Source organism: Flavisolibacter ginsenosidimutans, assembly GCF_007970805.1.
Classification (GTDB): domain Bacteria; phylum Bacteroidota; class Bacteroidia; order Chitinophagales; family Chitinophagaceae; genus Flavisolibacter; species Flavisolibacter ginsenosidimutans.
In genome coordinates, this window is record NZ_CP042433.1 from 2,735,388 (window position 1) to 2,750,680 (window position 15,293).

Sequence of the window (15,293 nt, forward strand, 5' to 3'; positions counted from 1 at the left end):
GATTACCGCGCCACAATCACCAACGCATTCGCTACCTCCCGTTCGCCTTCGTGATCCCATTTTTTATTGTCGGTGGGATAATTTACCACACCGTTAAAGGGCTGGCCTTTGATGTACATCGTTGTAGAGCCGCCGCCGTCAAGATTGATGGCCTCCGTGCAGCGCAGCCAGCGAAAAACGGCCTGCAGTTCGGGGAGGCTCGCCCCCGCCGATTCGGCGGCCCTTCCGTCCACCACCAGCAGCACCAACGTTCCGTCGCGCCGTTTACCAATCGCGGTTCGCGGGTGGCGGTCGGTGGTAAAGGCATCTTTGGTAAGCAGTTGGTCCTGCCCGTTCACTATCAGCACCGGGCCGGTGGACATCACATCCTCGCCCCTCAATTGGTGCTCCCAGTTTATGTCGGCTGAATCTTTCACCAACGAAACCGCCCTTTTACGGATGACGACGGAGCCTTGGTTGTGGCGTTTGCGGGCATTGTCCTTTTCCTTGTTTTCGGCAATCACGCTGTCGCCTTCGCGCAAGTAAACCACCGAGCGGTTATAGCCGAGTAGGGAGCGTTCCAGCGGCGCTTTGCCGGCTACCTTTTTCGATTCGTCAGGATCGAGTCCACGCATTTTAAAAAACGAACCGTTGACGGCGGCCAGCGCCCTGCTGCGCATCGCCAGGACAGACGTCGGCTCCAGCGAATCGGAATGCACCACGTGCAGCTTGTACCCTTTTTGCTTCGGCGAGATTTCAATGAGGTTGATGTTTTCGGCCGCACCGAACAGGGAACCTTTTTCGAAGTAGACCGTTTTCCATTCAATGCCCTTTGCCAGCGGTTGCACCGTCCACCGGGCCTGCGCAAAGGCGAGGGAATCGGTTTGCGCTGCGGCATTTACCGCTGCCGCAAGAAGAAGAAACGTTAACCATTTTGCACCGTTTGTTTGCATGCCCTGAAAATAGGTTTTCGTCAGCACAAATAGAGGAGGCAGCGTGCTTAATTCTCTCACCTCTTCCTGCTTTCGCCACGAAAGAACAGGGCTTTCCTTCACTTCTTTTCCTGTTTCGGTCACAATTTTTGCTCCGGCTTTGTTGCCGGCGGTCCAATCGGCATCACGGTTTCCCTTTCCGGTAGCGCCGCCGGCCAAAACCGGAACCTTTTTTTGCCGTTCCGTATTCCCGTGAGCCGAAAAAAGGTTCCGGTTTCCCAAAAAACTATCCCGGCCAGCCAAAAAAGAACACCGGGGAGCTCCCCGGTATTCCGGTTTGGCCAAAAAGAGTTTCCGGCAGGTCTTTAAGGAACTCCTTTTTCCAAAAAATGGTTCCGGTTTTACAACAAACGCATCGTAATTTTTACATATTTTATTTGTCTTTCATTGGATTTGTACGCAATCTTCCTAGCCCTCGCCTGCGCAAAGCCTTAACCCAGAGGGCTTTTGTCAACATCCTTCCGTTTCCTGCCTCTTTTGGGGGATTGCTGACGGCAGGGCATTTTAAAACCTTTACCCGGTAATTATTTTTTTAATCCAAAAATTTCTTGCTATGAGAACATTTCGCATCACAAACGGGTTCAACGAACTCTCCGACGCTTACCTGATCGTAAGGGCTACCTTCATTAAAACCAGTCTGACAGGCAACGCTTCTTTTCCGCAGCCGGTGCCCAGCCTCACTGACCTGGGCGCCAGCATCGACGCCTTCTCCAACGCGGTACAGGCGGCCGAAGGCGGCAGCCGGCAGGACATTGCGGTAAAAAACAGCCTGCGGGAAACCTTGGTGAACCAGTTGCATCTCCTGGGAAATTACGTGCTGTTTACCGCCGCCGGCGACGAGGTGGTGGCCACGTCAAGCGGCTACAACATCAGCAAGCAACCCACCCCGCAGCCGCCCATCACCAGTCCCGATGGCGTGGCCCTGGCCAACGGCATCAACCGCGGTGAACTGGAACTAAGCTGCAAAAAGGTGGCGGGTGCCCGCAGCTACGTGCACGAGCTGACGCCCTGGCCCGTAACGGCCGACAGCCAGTGGCAAAGCATTCCGGGCACCAGCATTAAAAACCTGTTTACCGGTCTTGATAGCGGCAAGGAGTACGCCGGCCGCGTTACGGCCATCGGCGTAAAGCAGCAGGTGGTGTACAGCGACGTAGTATCGAAGATTGCGTTGTAAAAAGGACCGCTACTTTTTGGAGAAAGGCTGCCCGCAGGCGGCCTTTTTTATGGTACCTGCCCTGCGTCTTCGACGGAGCTCGGACGGATATTGCCGAAGGAGGGAAAGATTGCAGAGTGGTCGCCGAGCGTTTGTCACCCTGAGTTAAGCCTGTTCTGAGCCCACCGAAGGGATTATCACTCTGAGCTTGTCGAAGAATCGAAGCACGAGACTCCAGACCTGCATATACGAGATCAGTTCCTCTATCATCGATGCGCAAGAGTTTCGTCTGTTTTATGTTTCGTCCAGTCCACCACTCTCGCATACTTATGCCAGCGGAACGAACGTGCAACGATAAGTTCTGAAATCAGCGTCTTTGTTAGTGAACGAGGTTGGTTGCCAGGTCAACGGTTATTTTATCAAAAGGAGCTTTGGTGGCGCCTTGTACCTGCGTAAAGATCAAAACAACTTGGGTTGCGGTAACCGTCGCCGTCAGGTAGCCGAATCCCATCAACGATTTATCGTAGCTATGGTCGCCAACGTGTTGGCCGGTTGCCGGGCTAACCGGCTGAAGCCCTCTTCCGCCCGAGCCCACCACTAAAAAAGGAATCTTCATTTGCCTGCCCTTAAAATTAACCGTGCGGGTAAACCGCTGGTAGCTGTGCGCATGAGCGGCCAACACTACATCGGGCATAACACCGCTTTGCGTGCAGGCCTTGTCAATATCGGCCAGCATTTGCGTACTTCCGCTGTGGCTGCCGTTGCTAAAGGGCGGGTGGTGCACCGCAATGAACAGGGCCTTGCGCTGGCCGCGGTCGCGCAGCTTTTTAATAGCCCCAAGTGTTTTCACCAGCCAATCGTATTGTTTTTGCCCGATCTGCGGCGCTTCGATAAAGCCCGGGTTCTCGGCCACGTTTGTGTACAGCCCAATGATGTCAACAAAAGGCGCATTCAGCAGCCAGTAAACACCGGGCTGACTCACCATCTCGCGAAAAATAGTTCCCGCCGCCGGGGGAACGCCGGGTTTCGGCTGGCAGAAATTCTTTTGAAAAGCTTCCAGCGTGGTTTTTTGGCCGGTGGACGTACCGTCGAATTTGAACAATTCGCCGTCGTGGTTGCCGGGGATGGCGATGATTTTTCCGGGGTACTTCCGGTAGGGCACGTAAAACTGTGCGTGGTAACCGCGGTCGGTATTGTCGTAATAAATCACATCGCCGAGGTGAAAAAGAAAAGCAGGCGATTTTTCCGGGTGGGCAGCGTTGTAATCAGCGGCCATGGCGTCGGCTACCGCTTCCTCGTCAAACCCGTTCTCGTGGCCCGTATCACCAACGGCGTGAAAGGAGATGGACCCGGAAGCTTCGATTTGTTTGGCGCCGGCCTGCCCGATGATTTCGTTAAGCGTCATGGTGGGGTCGCGTTGCGGGTCGGGAATTTTTTCCAGTTTGGTTGCAATGAAGTCGGTCATGCGGCGGCCAACACCGGGAACAACCGGCCTTTCTTCAACGGGAAGCGTGGTGAAAAACGGGTGGGCAAACCGGAGGGGTTCTTTCCTTGCCATAGCAGTGGATTTAGGCGGTGAGCAAAACGAAATCAACGGTTGTTTTCGCAGTCCACGGGAGCAAGTGATTCAAAAGGAAGGGAAGAACGAAAAAGAAGCTTTGTACCGTGAAAGTAAAAAACCCCTCGCAGTAATGCAAGGGGCAAAAATCATTGAAAGGGCAGCTCCAAAAAATAACGGCACTATTTCTTCTCGGCCTCGAAGCAACCCAGGTCCGGGGCTTTGCCTGCATAGGAAAAGCCAACATCAACGCCTGCATCAATGGCCTTGCTTCCATTTTTGAGGTGCATGAAATCAATGCGCGGCAAACCACCGTCAGCCCCTCGCAGTGCCGTAAGTTGTGCTGTGTCGAGGCTTAAAAAATCAGCCGCAGTAATTGTGATCCCGCCATTGAGAAAGCTGTTGTGATCGATGGTGCAACGGGCTGGGTCGTAGTTGGCAATATCCGTTCCCGAACGCGGCGAAAGGCTCAGGTTGTTGCGCAGCACGTGATCGTAGCCTGGCCCGTCGGTTAAATAGTCCGTTTCGGTTTTGGCCTTGCGGTTCAGCATGTTGTAGTTGGTGCCGTTGGCATAAGCCGTGTTGTTGTACCACCGGCTGCCCGCAAGGTGATGATTCGAATAAAAACCATTGGCCTTGTTCATCACCGCCAGGCAAAAGCGAACGGTGTTGTGCGGTATCGAATCCGGCAGGCCGGCCAAGACTCTTGCACCGTAACCGCCGGCCTTGAATCCGTTGCCATCGCCACGGCTCACGCCGTCGGCCGAATAGCCGTTGCAAAAGGCCCAGCAGTTTTCAAAAACCGTTGCTTCCGATGCCGAGATGCAATCGTAGCCGTCGTCGCTGTTGTACCATGCACGGCAACCGCGAAAGACGTTGTTCACGCTGCCTTTCGACGGATGATTGCCAAAGCCGTCCACATTGCCGCCGTTGCGTCCGCCACCGGCCTTGGAGGTATAATCGTAATTGCGGTAGGCATCGCAGTTCAGCACAAGATTGTTGGCGCCCGCCGTCAGAAAGAAGCCAATGCCTTGGCCATCGTGCATGTTCAATTGTTCGTAAATATTGTTGCTGCCGCCGTCATTGGAGAAGCAAATGGACTGAGTGTTCGCATCGGTGATGGTTACCTGCACGCCGGTAACTTCCAGCCCTTTCAGGTGCAGCCAGGAGCCGGTGATTTCAAATGCGTGCACGCGAAACCCGGCCGGTTTTACCGCGGAAAAATCAAACACCGGGTGTTCGCCGGGATAAGCCCAGTAATGAATGGGTTTCCCCTCTGCACCGCTTTTATCCAGGTGAATCACAAAGGCTTTTATGCCTGAACGCGAAGCAATCTGCGACTCCTGCATTCCGTAGCGGCCACCGCGGATGTAAACCGTGTCGCCCGGCGCAACGAGGCTTTGTGCTCTTTGAACACTGGCGAAAGGAAGGGCTTTGGTGCCGGGGTTGTTGTCGCTGCCCGTAGGTGCAACAAAATACGTGCGGGCAAAACAAAGAGTAGCGGTGCAAAGAAGTAGAAAAGCAGTGGTTAATTTTTTTATCATAGCAAGGCGGTAAGAGATACAAAATGAAAGGAATTGACCGCTTAACCATCATTTACCTACCTGTGTAACGGCGTTCAGCACGAGATGGTCGATTAGCAGTAAAGCCTTACTTTCCGTTGTACAAAACGTTTATGAAAAGAGTGCTCACTTCTCTGCTGATTGTTGGTTTAACCGTATTACAAACAACAGCTTCTTGTCAGGATAGCTTGCCTGTACTGAACAAGAAAACCCTTTTGTTTAGCGATGATTTTACCGACACGGCGCTCGGCAAAAATTGGATACTGGAAGTTGCGGAAGTAGAACGAAAGGCCTGCGCGGTAAAAGACGGTCAACTGGAATTGAACACTGTAGGCGGCGTAACCGCATGGTACAAAAAAGAACTGCGCGGCAATGTGCTGATAGAATTTGACCGCAGGGTAGTGATGGAAGACGGCCCCAATGACCGGCTGAGTGACCTGAACCAGTTTTGGATGGCGACAGACCCGCGGCGTAAGATGTTTAGCCGCAAAGGCGATTTTAAAGAATACGACAGCCTGCAACTTTATTACGTGGGCATGGGCGGCAACTACAACACCACCACAAGAATGCGCCGCTACGACGGTGGTAAGCTGGAGATCGTGGGCGAATTAAAAGACAGCGGGCACTTGCTGCAACCCAACAAAACTTATCACATTGCGATACTGGTGAAGGACGGCGTTTCCGGTTTTTACGTTGACGGAGTCCGCTTTTTTTCTTATAAGGATAGCCGGCCGTTCACGCATGGGTGGTTTGGCATCCGAAGCACCAAAAGCCGCCAGCGTATTGACCGTGTGCGGATATGGCGTATTCAGTAGGCCGCAGTTCCTCTCGCCAGCGGCCACCGGAGCATAAAGGATTAAAAAGTTGGGGCCGTATGCCCGGACAGACCTTCGCCTTGAATCAGGCCAACAATCCTAAATGACAAAGAAGGCCGCCGGCAGCAACGGGATTGCGTTTTTGTGTTGTTGGATGAACAAACAATGAGAGTATGTTGATTGGACAACAAAAAAGCGCACCTGTAATTTGTTCTCTCAGAAGGAAGCAGTAAAATTGACCGCTGAAAACCGCATCTCAAAAGGTGCGTATGGTAGATGTTAGCGGCTATCGCAAGAACTCTATGATTGTATGTTTCAAAATCTGACTAAACGGCAAAAGAATTTTTTCGGATATAGTATTCTCATTTTGTTCCTAGCTATTGGAATATTCATAGCCTATTTAAAAGTCAACTCCCTTAAAAACCATACGGCTTTCACCATTGGCCAAATCTATGACGTAACAACGTCTTCCAAAAGCCCCGAAGTTTTTGTTCGCTACCACTATGTTGTCGGACAAAAACAATACGATGCCGATCACAGTTTGCCAGCAACATATAAAAGTGAACACTTTCAGCCACTGAACAATCTTCTTCTAAATAAATCCTTTCCAGTAGCGTATGACGGCACGAGTTGTGATAACAGTGAAATGTTGGTTGCTGAACAGCAATACAAAGCGTTCAACGTTGCAAGACCGGATAGCTTAAAAGAACTCTTTAGACTTTACGACAGCATAGCTAAAAGACAGTAGACAGCCGCTAACAGAACATTTGCAAAAGCATGGCCGAAGTGCTAATTTTCCGCGATAAACATAATTTGACTGCAAAGCAGAAGTGAGGCTGCAAGAACATAAAGCTCCATGCCTTCGCAAACGCTTTCGACGTTGTGCGTCATGCGGCATAACTCTAACCCCCGCAAATTTCATATCTTCGAGACTGGCAAATTATTGGATATGCGGACACTGAACATTGCTATATCGGACTTGGAATACGAGAAGTTCGGCATCAAGGCCGATCAACTCTCGTTTACAGACTTTGTCGATATGGTTAGCCGTGAACTCAGTCGGCAAAATCTTAAAAAAGCAGTGGAGCTTTCTGAGCGTTATGGACTTTCCAACATGAGTATGGACGAGATTTCCGCAGAAGTAAAAGCCGTAAGAAACAATGCGGCTCATTCTTGACACCAATGTGCTTGTTTCGGCCCTCATTCAGCGAAATTATCCCCATTTCATTGTTGACCAAATTTTAGCAGACAGCCATCTGCAGCTTTGCTTATCAGAGCCCCTCTTTACCGAGTATGTGAAAGTGCTGAACCGTGAGAAATTCAGCCGATTTCCAGACTTTCATTTCAGAGCACAAACGTTACTTGCGGACGTGGAAAACAGCGCATTGAAGTTCAGCCCAACGGTTGGTTTAAACATTATCAGCGACCCTGCTGACAATCGGTTGTTGGAACTTGCCGAAACATGCCAGGCAGATTATCTCATAACAGGGAATACGAACGATTTTACGATGTCTGAATACAAAGGGACGAAAATTGTGTCACCGAAAGAAATGTTTGACTTGCTCACTAAATAAGCACGAACGCTGAACAGCGCATTGCTGCAAGTGCGGCGTGACGTGCTACCATGTAGCTTGACGAATATCACGGCATCTGTCTATTTTTACTTAACTGCAGTGTTGCCAATGCCACACCCGACAGCAACGCTTTTCCGTTAAGCGTCATTTCAATTGACAGCCACAGGCAGTAAACGTTGTTTTTCTTTGACAATAACCTTCCGGCAAATGCAAACTGAAATCCTTGGCGTTATTCCCGTTCTTCCTTCGGCTGACATTGCAAGAGATATTGCCTGGTACAAGGAGAAAGCGGGATTTGAAACAAGCTATTCGGATACAATGTATGCCGTTCTTTACAGGGGCAAGATTTGCCTGCACCTGCAATGGCATGCCGACACGGAAGATGACCCCTTGCTTGGCGGGTCAGTAATACGCATCGGTACAAAGAATATAAAGCCTCTTTTTGACGAATTTGTTGGGCGGGGAACCGTTTCGCAAACGGCTTTCAAAACAAAGACATCTTGGGGCACAAACGAGTTTGGCTTTTTTGATTTAAACAAGAATGCCATTTTTATTATGGAAGACATTGAGTAGCGTTTGCATTTAGGCCATTGTTCCTGGACTAAAACGAACGCACAACACAGCGTTAGCCGCCAGGGTTACATGCCTCCTGATGCATAACAACAATGAAATAACTTACTCAAAAGCTCTCCGCAACGCTTTCTACATTTTCTTTTGTCTTGACAAAATCCTGTGCTTTTTATCATTACCGGTCTTCAATAAGACAAGGCAGCTTCCTTTTTGTTTTCAGCCACGACTTTCTTCTTTGAATCAAGGGTTATTTTCTTCTGCCAGTAAACGTATGACAGCACACCCGGTGCAAACCAAATCAGCATTATCAGCATCCGCGGATCAAACGTGTGAGAAAGCGCAATGCCGGAATAAACGGCAGCAATCAAGTCGAAAAACAAACCGGCGTAAGCCCATTCTTTTATCCTTCCGGAACCGGGAAGCAAGAGAACAAGGGCGCCAATTAGTTTCGCCCAGCCGGTAAAGGGAATAAAATATACCGGGTAGCCCAGTATGCCGTGAATTAATTTAACCGAATCTTCGTTTACCAGTATGCTCGACCACGACGAAAAAATCATTAAGGCACAAAACAGAAGAGTGAACGTCCAGTACAGCGTGTTGATTGTTTTGGGTTTCATGATGTTTGATTTGAGGACAAAGATGGAATGAATGGCGGATCTTTTCCCTGTGCGATTACGGCAATTAAAAAGGTGAATTGCGACAAAAGCCCGCAACCGAATGCGTCTGCCTCAATGTGAATGATCTTTTACGCCGTTGTTGTATGAGGTGAAGATCTTGTACGGTAGCCTGCCAACAACAGCGTAAACGGCTCAGCACTTAAGGTTAGTTAACGGCAGATGAAAACTGAAGCAAAAGGCATTAAATTTCCGCAGCTGAAAATCTCTTCAACCTTAGGCGCAACTTTACGACAGCGAGGCTTTGTCCTGAACTTAATGGAAAGATTTACGCAGTGATTTGATCTTTAATTCATAAAGCGATAGAAACGATGACAAAAAATAATTTACTGCGAATGGACAATGTCGGCATCGTGGTAGAATCCCTTGACGAGGCCGTCTCTTTTTTCACCGAGCTTGGTTTGAAGCTTGAAGGGCGGGCCACAATCGAAGGCGAATGGGCCGGACGTGTTACAGGGCTGGAACTTCAGCAGGTTGAGATTGCCATGATGGTCACCCCTGACGGTCACAGCCGCCTCGAACTCTCCCGATTTCTCACGCCGCCCATAGTAGCCGACCACCGCAATGCTCCGGTGAACGCTCTCGGATACCTACGCGTCATGTTCGCCGTGGACGACATTGACGAGACGCTCACCCGGCTCTACAAGCATGGCGCCACTCTCGTCGGCGAAGTGGTTCAGTACCTTGACGCGTATCGACTCTGCTACATCCGCGGGCCCGAAGGTATTCTCATCGGGCTGGCAGAGCAGCTCAGTAAGAAATGAATGCCGGTGTTTATAAAATCCTTCACGGCGGAACTTTCCGCCGTATTTGTGCAGATTCAAAGTCCTTTTTAATCAAACGTTAATCCCCGTGGCTGCCTTAAACGCAGGAGGCGTGATAGACTCTAATGATTCAGTCAGTCGCTAATAACTGATTCAACCATTTATGAAAAAACTATTCTTTGCCTTATTGCTCCTTTCCGGGCTCTTTCTGCAAAAAGCAGATGCGCAGGTAAGGGTTGGTATGGACATTAATATCGGTGCCCAGCCCGACTGGGGACCTTACGGCTACGATTATGCCCAATATTATTACTTCCCCGACATGGACATTTACTACGATGTACTGAACCGGGAGTTTGTATACTTTGACGGCTACGAGTGGAGATCCTCTCCTTACATGCCTTCCGCGTACAGTAATTTTGACCTTTACAGCGCTTACAAGGTGGTAATTAATGAGCCGCAGCCCTATTTGCGTGCCGATTATTACCGGAGACAATACTACGGTTATCGTGGCTATCACAACCAGCCGGTGCTCCGCGATCACAGGAACGAAGGTTATGCGTACGGCAGGGACGAACGCTATGAGCAAAGAGGCGAGCAACGCTATGAACGGCGAGATCAGCGTTTTGATGACCGCAACCGGGTAGAACGGGAGGCCCGAAGCGTTGACCAGCGAGACAACCGCGGCTTCGAACAAAGAGGTAACAGGACTGGCAATAACGGCTTTGATCAAAGAGCCAATACGCCGAACCGCAACGTGTATGAACAACGGGGCAACGACAACAACCGTGGCGGTTTCGAACAAAGGAGAAACGAGGGAATGAACGGTACCGACCACGGTGGATTTGGCCAGCGAGGCGAGAACCGGGATTTTGGAAGACACTAAGGTTTACCGAATTGAATAAGCAAGCCGCTCTTTACCGGGCGGCTTTTTTGTTTTTGGCAATGGGGAAGTAAAGACGGTTCACTGAGTTTCTAAAAACCTGTTTATAAGAGCTTCCATCAACTTGATTGATGACAAGATTCACTACATTTAGCGACACGAAAAAGAAAACCTTCCTCGCCCTTGCCACGCTCCTGCTCCTTCAGGTTGGTTTTAGCCAGAAGCAGCACAAAGTGCCGCCGATGAACGGAAATATGCCTCGCATTGCCCAGACGGCATGGCGCATTTTCAAACTGTACAAAAGCGGAAATGCCCCCGCTGCCGACAACGCCGCAGACGTGCTGGTATTTTGCCGGACCAATCGTTTCAGTTATGTTCCAAGCACCGGGATTGGGCCGCAGGGAACGTTTAAGGTTCAAGGGCGTTTGCTGGTGCTAACCAACGATTCGGACAAGAAACCCGCCGCGTATAAAATGAGCTGGCTACCGGGACAAAACATTTTGAAGCTGGAGGAAGGCGGCATCATCTTCGAAATGGAATACAACGGCGAGACCAATTGTAACGGCTAAGCAAAAGGTGATACCCTTTTATACTACATGTGTTTAATCAGCTTTCTGCAACCAGTGGGCTTGGAGACTGCTGAACGTTTAGCTTTTTTTCTCTTTGGTCTTTTCTCTTCTCCACAGAAGAAAAAGGAGCAAAAGCAGCAGTAAGGCCACAACCCCAATAACGATCCAGTTTGGCCCCGTGCTTTCTCCCGGTGTGGAAAGCGAGAAATCCGTACCCGGAAAGAGGCCATCTTTTTCCTTGTCCAAATGAGCAAACAATTGCAGGGCCACAAAATACCTTGGCCCCTGGAAGTATTGCAGGCGCATGTCGTGGTAGGATGCTGACAAATCGAGGCTGCCGCTCTTTGCGGCCGGGCCGTGCAGTCCATCGTTGTTGATGACGAGGCTATCATCTATAAAAAGCCTGGAGCCATCGTCGCTTAACAATGTAAACGTGTAACGACCCGCTTTCCCCGGTTTAAACTTTCCGTTGTATTCAATGGCAAACCATTCAAAGCGGTTACCGGCTCCGGGAAACCCGGTTGACCAGCTACGTTGCGGAACGTTGACCGTTTTGGTATAAATCGTTGCCACTGCTTTCATCGTGTCGAAGGAAGCGGGAAGCTTTGGCGTGTTCACCGGCAAATAATAAATCTTTCCTTCCAATCCATCGGAAACCTGGTGCGTATCGCCAAAAGCAAGGCTGTCTTTTGCATGTTCGTTTCCCGTTGCAGCCGGGTTGCTTTTGGTTTCGCGGTTGCACGTGCAGCTTACCAGGAAAAAGACCAGGCTGTAAAAAAGTTGATTCTTTTTCATAACTGTTTTTTACAAACTTGATGTCTTAAAGAGGCGGGTAATTAGCAGCGGAATTCAGTGGGAGGGAACTGCTATAAAAATAATTGATTTTGCCAAATCCATTGCGCTTGGCCGTGTTGTATAACGTGTTCGCTGAATGACGGGCTTGTTGACAGAAGCGATTGGCTGAGGCCAGCGTTAAGGCGTTTTCAATAGTTTTGTGCTTTACCAAAAGCAACCCGAATGAACTTTCACCTGAAAAATATTCCGCAACGCACGACGCAACCAAGAACACACGGCCTCACCGTTGTCATTGACAAAGGGCTGAGCCTTGCAGAAACAAGAAACCTTTTATCGGCAGCTTCTCCTTATGTTGACATGGTAAAGCTGGCCTATGGAACGCCCTTGCTAACGCTTGGCCTGAAAGAAAAAATAAAGCTTTACCAGCAGCATAACGTAACGGTCTTTCTTGGCGGCATCTTCTTTGAAGCCTTTGTGGCACGCAACCAGTTTGCCGCGTATTTATCGTTCCTGCAGGATTACGGCATTTCCTGCACCGAGGTTTCGGACGGTTCCATTACCATTACACAGGCCGAAAAATGCGGCTACATTGAAACGCTCAGCAAATACGGCACGGTACTCAGCGAAGTGGGTTCAAAGGACAAAGACCACAAACAGGTAACACCGCCGTACCGCTGGATTGAAATCATCAACACCGAACTTAATGCCGGCGCCAGTTACGTTGTTGCCGAAGGTAGAGAGTCGGGCACGTATGGCATTTACCGCGATACAGCGGAAGTGCGGGAAGGCTTGATCCAGGAAATCCTGACAAAGATTCCCGGCGAAAAAATGATTTGGGAAGCGCCGCAAAAAGACCAGCAATTGTTTTTTATTAAAACGGGTGGAGCAAACGTCAACCTCGCCAACATCGAACCGCAGGACGTGATTCCGCTGGAAACCATGCGGCTTGGTTTGCGCAGCGATACCTTTCACCAGTATTTGAGCAATGCCGGAATAACCGGCTAAGTTGTGCCTGATTAAAATTTACAAAATAAGGCTGCCCGTTGGCAGCCTTATTTTGTACTTGCATAAATGCTGTTGGCAGTGGGCCGAAAAGAATCAGGGTTGGCCTTTGCCGCCGCCAGAACCATAAATATTTCCCGTTGCAAAGCTGCCATCGTTGGCCGCCAACTGAACGTAAATAGAAGCCAGCTCCGCGGGCTGACCGGGTCGGCCAAGTGACGTATCGCTGCCAAACTTCATTACTTTTTCCTGCGTAGCGCCGCCGCTGATTTGAAGCGGTGTCCAAATTGGTCCGGGCGCCACGCCGCACACCCGGATGCCTTTGGGCCCGAGTTGCTTTGCCAGGGATTTTACGTAGTTCATCGTGGCCGCTTTTGTTTGCGCATAATCGTACAAATCGGGCGAGGGATCGTAAGCCTGCTCTGATGTGGTGCCAATGATCACCGAACCCGGTCTCAGGTGCGGTAACGCAGCTTTGATGATCCAGAAGGGTGCATAGATGTTGGTCTTCATCGTGGCGTCAAATTCCTCCGTCGTAATGTCAAGAATGGATTGTTTTGCCTGTTGCCGGCCGGCGTTGTTCACCACAATGTCCAAACCGCCGAGGCCCTGCACGGCTTCTGCAACAAGGTGCCTGCAAAAAGCTTCGTCGCGCAAATCACCCGGAATCGCAATCGCCTTTCGTCCTTCGGCTTTAATTAATGCAATCACTTCTTTGGCGTCGGGTTCTTCCGCTGGAAAATAATTGATGGCTACGTCCGCACCTTCCCGTGCATAGGCAATGGCGGCGGCACGGCCCATGCCCGAATCGCCGCCCGTGATGAGGGCTTTTCGTCCGGCTAAACGCCCCGAGCCTTTGTAGCTTTTTTCGCCGTGGTCGGGTTTGGGGTCCATGTCTTTTGCCAATCCCGGCCAGGGCTGCGATTGTGATTTGAAGGGCGGCTTCGGGTATTTTGTGGTTGGGTCTTCAAGGGCTTCCGTACCGGCATCACCGGCTTTTGCGGCGGGTGTTGCAAACGAGGGCGACACGGCAAGCGAAGCAAGGTCAAGGCCCAATCCGCCGATTACTTTTTTGCGGGTGATCACTTCTCTTTCATCCATAACGGTAGCGCCGTTGGCTTTTACAGTTTATAAATGGGGCAAATAAAACCGGCGAACGGCGGAGACATTGAAAAAAACTTATGCCAGTAACTACGCTTATGTTTTTACCATTCGCAGGCGAAACTCTTGAAACAGTTGCACAGCGGGCCATCGGGGCTGCAAGCGAAGTGTTGTTATTTATCAACAATAAATTTTAATTGCCCATCGGTAGATTTTCTGTTCACTCTCCGGGAAAGATTTACACGGCCTGTTCTGCCGTTGGCAAATGAAGAAATACAAAAAGCTTCACATTGCTTTTTGCCTGCGCACAACAAAGGGCATTTTCTTTGACGAGCTTAGAGGCACTATATCCCCTCAAATTATGAAAAGGAAAATCGCAACCCTCACCATACCCGTCCCGTACAAACGAGCCGGTAACGTTATCAGCCAGCAACCCGTTACGTTTGACGTTTACGAAGAAGACAATCGCTATGAAATTGCTCCCTTGCTTGACGGCAACGAACTGGCCATTGCCAATCTGCCCGTTTCGTTGCATTTTGAAATGCAAAACGACAAGCCGGTTTCGCTGCGGGGAAAGAAGGACGGAAACCTCCACGTAATTCAGGACATTGCTTCAAAACTTCAGGAGCAGGGATTGCTGGCTTGAAAGTCTCGGGCAAAAAAAAGCCCGGCTGAATTCCGGGCTTTTGCAAATTGCTTTTATGATTAATGCGTAACCGAATCTTTTTTGTGATTCATAGAGTCCATTTTATCCAACACCTGTTTTTGATGTTTCGTAGTGGAATCAACCACGTCTTTGCGTTGTTCAGCAGAAGAATCAATCCTGTCTTTTTTCTCGCTGGCTACGGAGTCCAGCGAGTCTTTCTTGTCACCGGTTGAAGTGCCTGAATTGTTACAAGCCGCCAAAGAAGCAAGAATGGCAAGGGCTACAAATGTTCTTTTCATGTTTCTGATTTTATGGTTAACAGATAACATTTATACCCGACTTGCAAAATGGTAACCCGCAAAAGGGAAATTAATTGAAAAGAAAGCGGACGTTTATCCCAATCTTTCTGAACCGGGCGTTGTTCAAGCGAGAGGGTGTTCGCCCTGTACCAACGTTACTTTCTTTTCTTTCAGGCTTTCGTTTTCGGTATTGGCGTGATTGGCTGTAAGTGTTCGAACGATAAGGTAAGCTGCCAGCAGTACCAAAAGCACAACGAACCAAGCGACAGAGGAATCTTTGGTGTAATCTTTTTTTGAATGTCTTCTTCCACGGCTCTGCAACCAACGATACATAATGGTGGTGTTTACAACAGGGCTACT

At 49.8% G+C, this 15,293-nt stretch carries 19 protein-coding genes; 11 read left to right on the forward strand and 8 right to left on the reverse strand.

Annotated features, from left to right (window positions below; all coding sequences use genetic code 11):
- Positions 1-2 precede the first annotated feature (2 nt).
- Positions 3-1,193, reverse strand: coding sequence for a phosphodiester glycosidase family protein (locus tag FSB75_RS11135; RefSeq protein ID WP_146787098.1), 1,191 nt, complete (start codon positions 1,191-1,193; stop codon positions 3-5).
- Positions 1,194-1,524: 331 nt separating this feature from the next.
- Between FSB75_RS11135 and FSB75_RS11140 the strand changes: the two genes are divergently transcribed.
- A complete protein-coding gene (locus FSB75_RS11140) occupies positions 1,525-2,145 on the forward strand; it encodes a hypothetical protein (RefSeq protein WP_146787101.1) in 621 nt (206 codons plus the stop codon).
- A gap of 358 nt (positions 2,146-2,503) precedes the next feature.
- Here the strand turns inward: FSB75_RS11140 and FSB75_RS11145 are convergent, their stop codons facing one another.
- Together FSB75_RS11145 and FSB75_RS11150 are read right to left on the reverse strand one after the other, a co-directional pair.
- The gene (locus FSB75_RS11145; RefSeq protein ID WP_146787103.1) at positions 2,504-3,682 is read right to left on the reverse strand and encodes a metallophosphoesterase family protein; all 1,179 of its coding nucleotides are present in this window, start codon (positions 3,680-3,682) and stop codon (positions 2,504-2,506) included.
- Positions 3,683-3,864: 182 nt separating this feature from the next.
- The gene (locus FSB75_RS11150) at positions 3,865-5,226 is read right to left on the reverse strand and encodes a right-handed parallel beta-helix repeat-containing protein (RefSeq protein WP_146787106.1); all 1,362 of its coding nucleotides are present in this window, start codon (positions 5,224-5,226) and stop codon (positions 3,865-3,867) included.
- A 131-nt stretch (positions 5,227-5,357) separates the two neighbouring features.
- Here FSB75_RS11150 and FSB75_RS11155 point away from each other — a divergent pair, with 131 nt between their 5' ends.
- The 5 genes from FSB75_RS11155 (at position 5,358) to FSB75_RS11175 (ending at position 8,206) form a co-directional block, all read left to right on the forward strand.
- Positions 5,358-6,059 (forward strand): DUF6250 domain-containing protein, encoded by a 702-nt coding sequence (locus tag FSB75_RS11155; protein WP_146787108.1) that lies wholly within the window; start codon positions 5,358-5,360, stop codon positions 6,057-6,059.
- Positions 6,060-6,369: 310 nt separating this feature from the next.
- Complete coding sequence (locus FSB75_RS11160) at positions 6,370-6,807, forward strand: hypothetical protein (RefSeq protein WP_146787111.1); 438 nt, start codon at positions 6,370-6,372, stop codon at positions 6,805-6,807.
- 201 nt (positions 6,808-7,008) lie between these two features.
- Positions 7,009-7,236, forward strand: coding sequence for a hypothetical protein (locus FSB75_RS11165; protein ID WP_146787113.1), 228 nt, complete (start codon positions 7,009-7,011; stop codon positions 7,234-7,236).
- Positions 7,220-7,633, forward strand: a complete 414-nt coding sequence (locus FSB75_RS11170; RefSeq protein ID WP_146787116.1) for a putative toxin-antitoxin system toxin component, PIN family — start codon at positions 7,220-7,222, stop codon at positions 7,631-7,633. The genes FSB75_RS11165 and FSB75_RS11170 overlap by 17 nt, the downstream gene beginning before the upstream one ends.
- Positions 7,634-7,840: 207 nt before the next feature.
- Positions 7,841-8,206: a VOC family protein gene (locus FSB75_RS11175; RefSeq protein ID WP_146787119.1), complete on the forward strand. Its 366-nt coding sequence runs from the start codon at positions 7,841-7,843 to the stop codon at positions 8,204-8,206.
- Positions 8,207-8,388: 182 nt separating this feature from the next.
- Here the strand turns inward: FSB75_RS11175 and FSB75_RS11180 are convergent, their stop codons facing one another.
- The gene (locus FSB75_RS11180; protein ID WP_146787122.1) at positions 8,389-8,820 is read right to left on the reverse strand and encodes a DoxX family protein; all 432 of its coding nucleotides are present in this window, start codon (positions 8,818-8,820) and stop codon (positions 8,389-8,391) included.
- Positions 8,821-9,212: 392 nt separating this feature from the next.
- On the opposite strand from FSB75_RS11180, the gene FSB75_RS11185 reads away from it, so the two are divergent.
- From FSB75_RS11185 to FSB75_RS11195, 3 genes are all read left to right on the forward strand, one after another.
- The gene (locus tag FSB75_RS11185) at positions 9,213-9,641 is read left to right on the forward strand and encodes a VOC family protein (protein WP_227990561.1); all 429 of its coding nucleotides are present in this window, start codon (positions 9,213-9,215) and stop codon (positions 9,639-9,641) included.
- Positions 9,642-9,804: 163 nt separating this feature from the next.
- Positions 9,805-10,524 (forward strand): hypothetical protein, encoded by a 720-nt coding sequence (locus FSB75_RS11190; protein ID WP_146787128.1) that lies wholly within the window; start codon positions 9,805-9,807, stop codon positions 10,522-10,524.
- A 128-nt stretch (positions 10,525-10,652) separates the two neighbouring features.
- Positions 10,653-11,090 carry a hypothetical protein gene (locus tag FSB75_RS11195; RefSeq protein WP_146787131.1) on the forward strand — a complete coding sequence of 146 codons (438 nt, stop codon included), beginning with the start codon at positions 10,653-10,655 and terminating at the stop codon, positions 11,088-11,090.
- A 78-nt stretch (positions 11,091-11,168) separates the two neighbouring features.
- On the opposite strand, the gene FSB75_RS11200 is transcribed toward FSB75_RS11195, so the two are convergent.
- Positions 11,169-11,885, reverse strand: coding sequence for a PA14 domain-containing protein (locus FSB75_RS11200; protein WP_146787134.1), 717 nt, complete (start codon positions 11,883-11,885; stop codon positions 11,169-11,171).
- 222 nt (positions 11,886-12,107) lie between these two features.
- Here FSB75_RS11200 and FSB75_RS11205 point away from each other — a divergent pair, with 222 nt between their 5' ends.
- Positions 12,108-12,890 carry a phosphosulfolactate synthase gene (locus tag FSB75_RS11205; protein WP_146787138.1) on the forward strand — a complete coding sequence of 261 codons (783 nt, stop codon included), beginning with the start codon at positions 12,108-12,110 and terminating at the stop codon, positions 12,888-12,890.
- A gap of 93 nt (positions 12,891-12,983) precedes the next feature.
- Here the strand turns inward: FSB75_RS11205 and FSB75_RS11210 are convergent, their stop codons facing one another.
- Complete coding sequence (locus FSB75_RS11210; protein ID WP_146787142.1) at positions 12,984-13,988, reverse strand: SDR family oxidoreductase; 1,005 nt, start codon at positions 13,986-13,988, stop codon at positions 12,984-12,986.
- Positions 13,989-14,349: 361 nt separating this feature from the next.
- On the opposite strand from FSB75_RS11210, the gene FSB75_RS11215 reads away from it, so the two are divergent.
- Positions 14,350-14,634, forward strand: a complete 285-nt coding sequence (locus tag FSB75_RS11215; protein ID WP_146787145.1) for a hypothetical protein — start codon at positions 14,350-14,352, stop codon at positions 14,632-14,634.
- Positions 14,635-14,693: 59 nt separating this feature from the next.
- Here the strand turns inward: FSB75_RS11215 and FSB75_RS11220 are convergent, their stop codons facing one another.
- Positions 14,694-14,933 carry a hypothetical protein gene (locus FSB75_RS11220; RefSeq protein ID WP_172623017.1) on the reverse strand — a complete coding sequence of 80 codons (240 nt, stop codon included), beginning with the start codon at positions 14,931-14,933 and terminating at the stop codon, positions 14,694-14,696.
- Positions 14,934-15,056: 123 nt separating this feature from the next.
- The gene (locus FSB75_RS11225) at positions 15,057-15,266 is read right to left on the reverse strand and encodes a hypothetical protein (RefSeq protein ID WP_146787150.1); all 210 of its coding nucleotides are present in this window, start codon (positions 15,264-15,266) and stop codon (positions 15,057-15,059) included.
- Between the last annotated feature and the right edge of the window lie 27 nt (positions 15,267-15,293).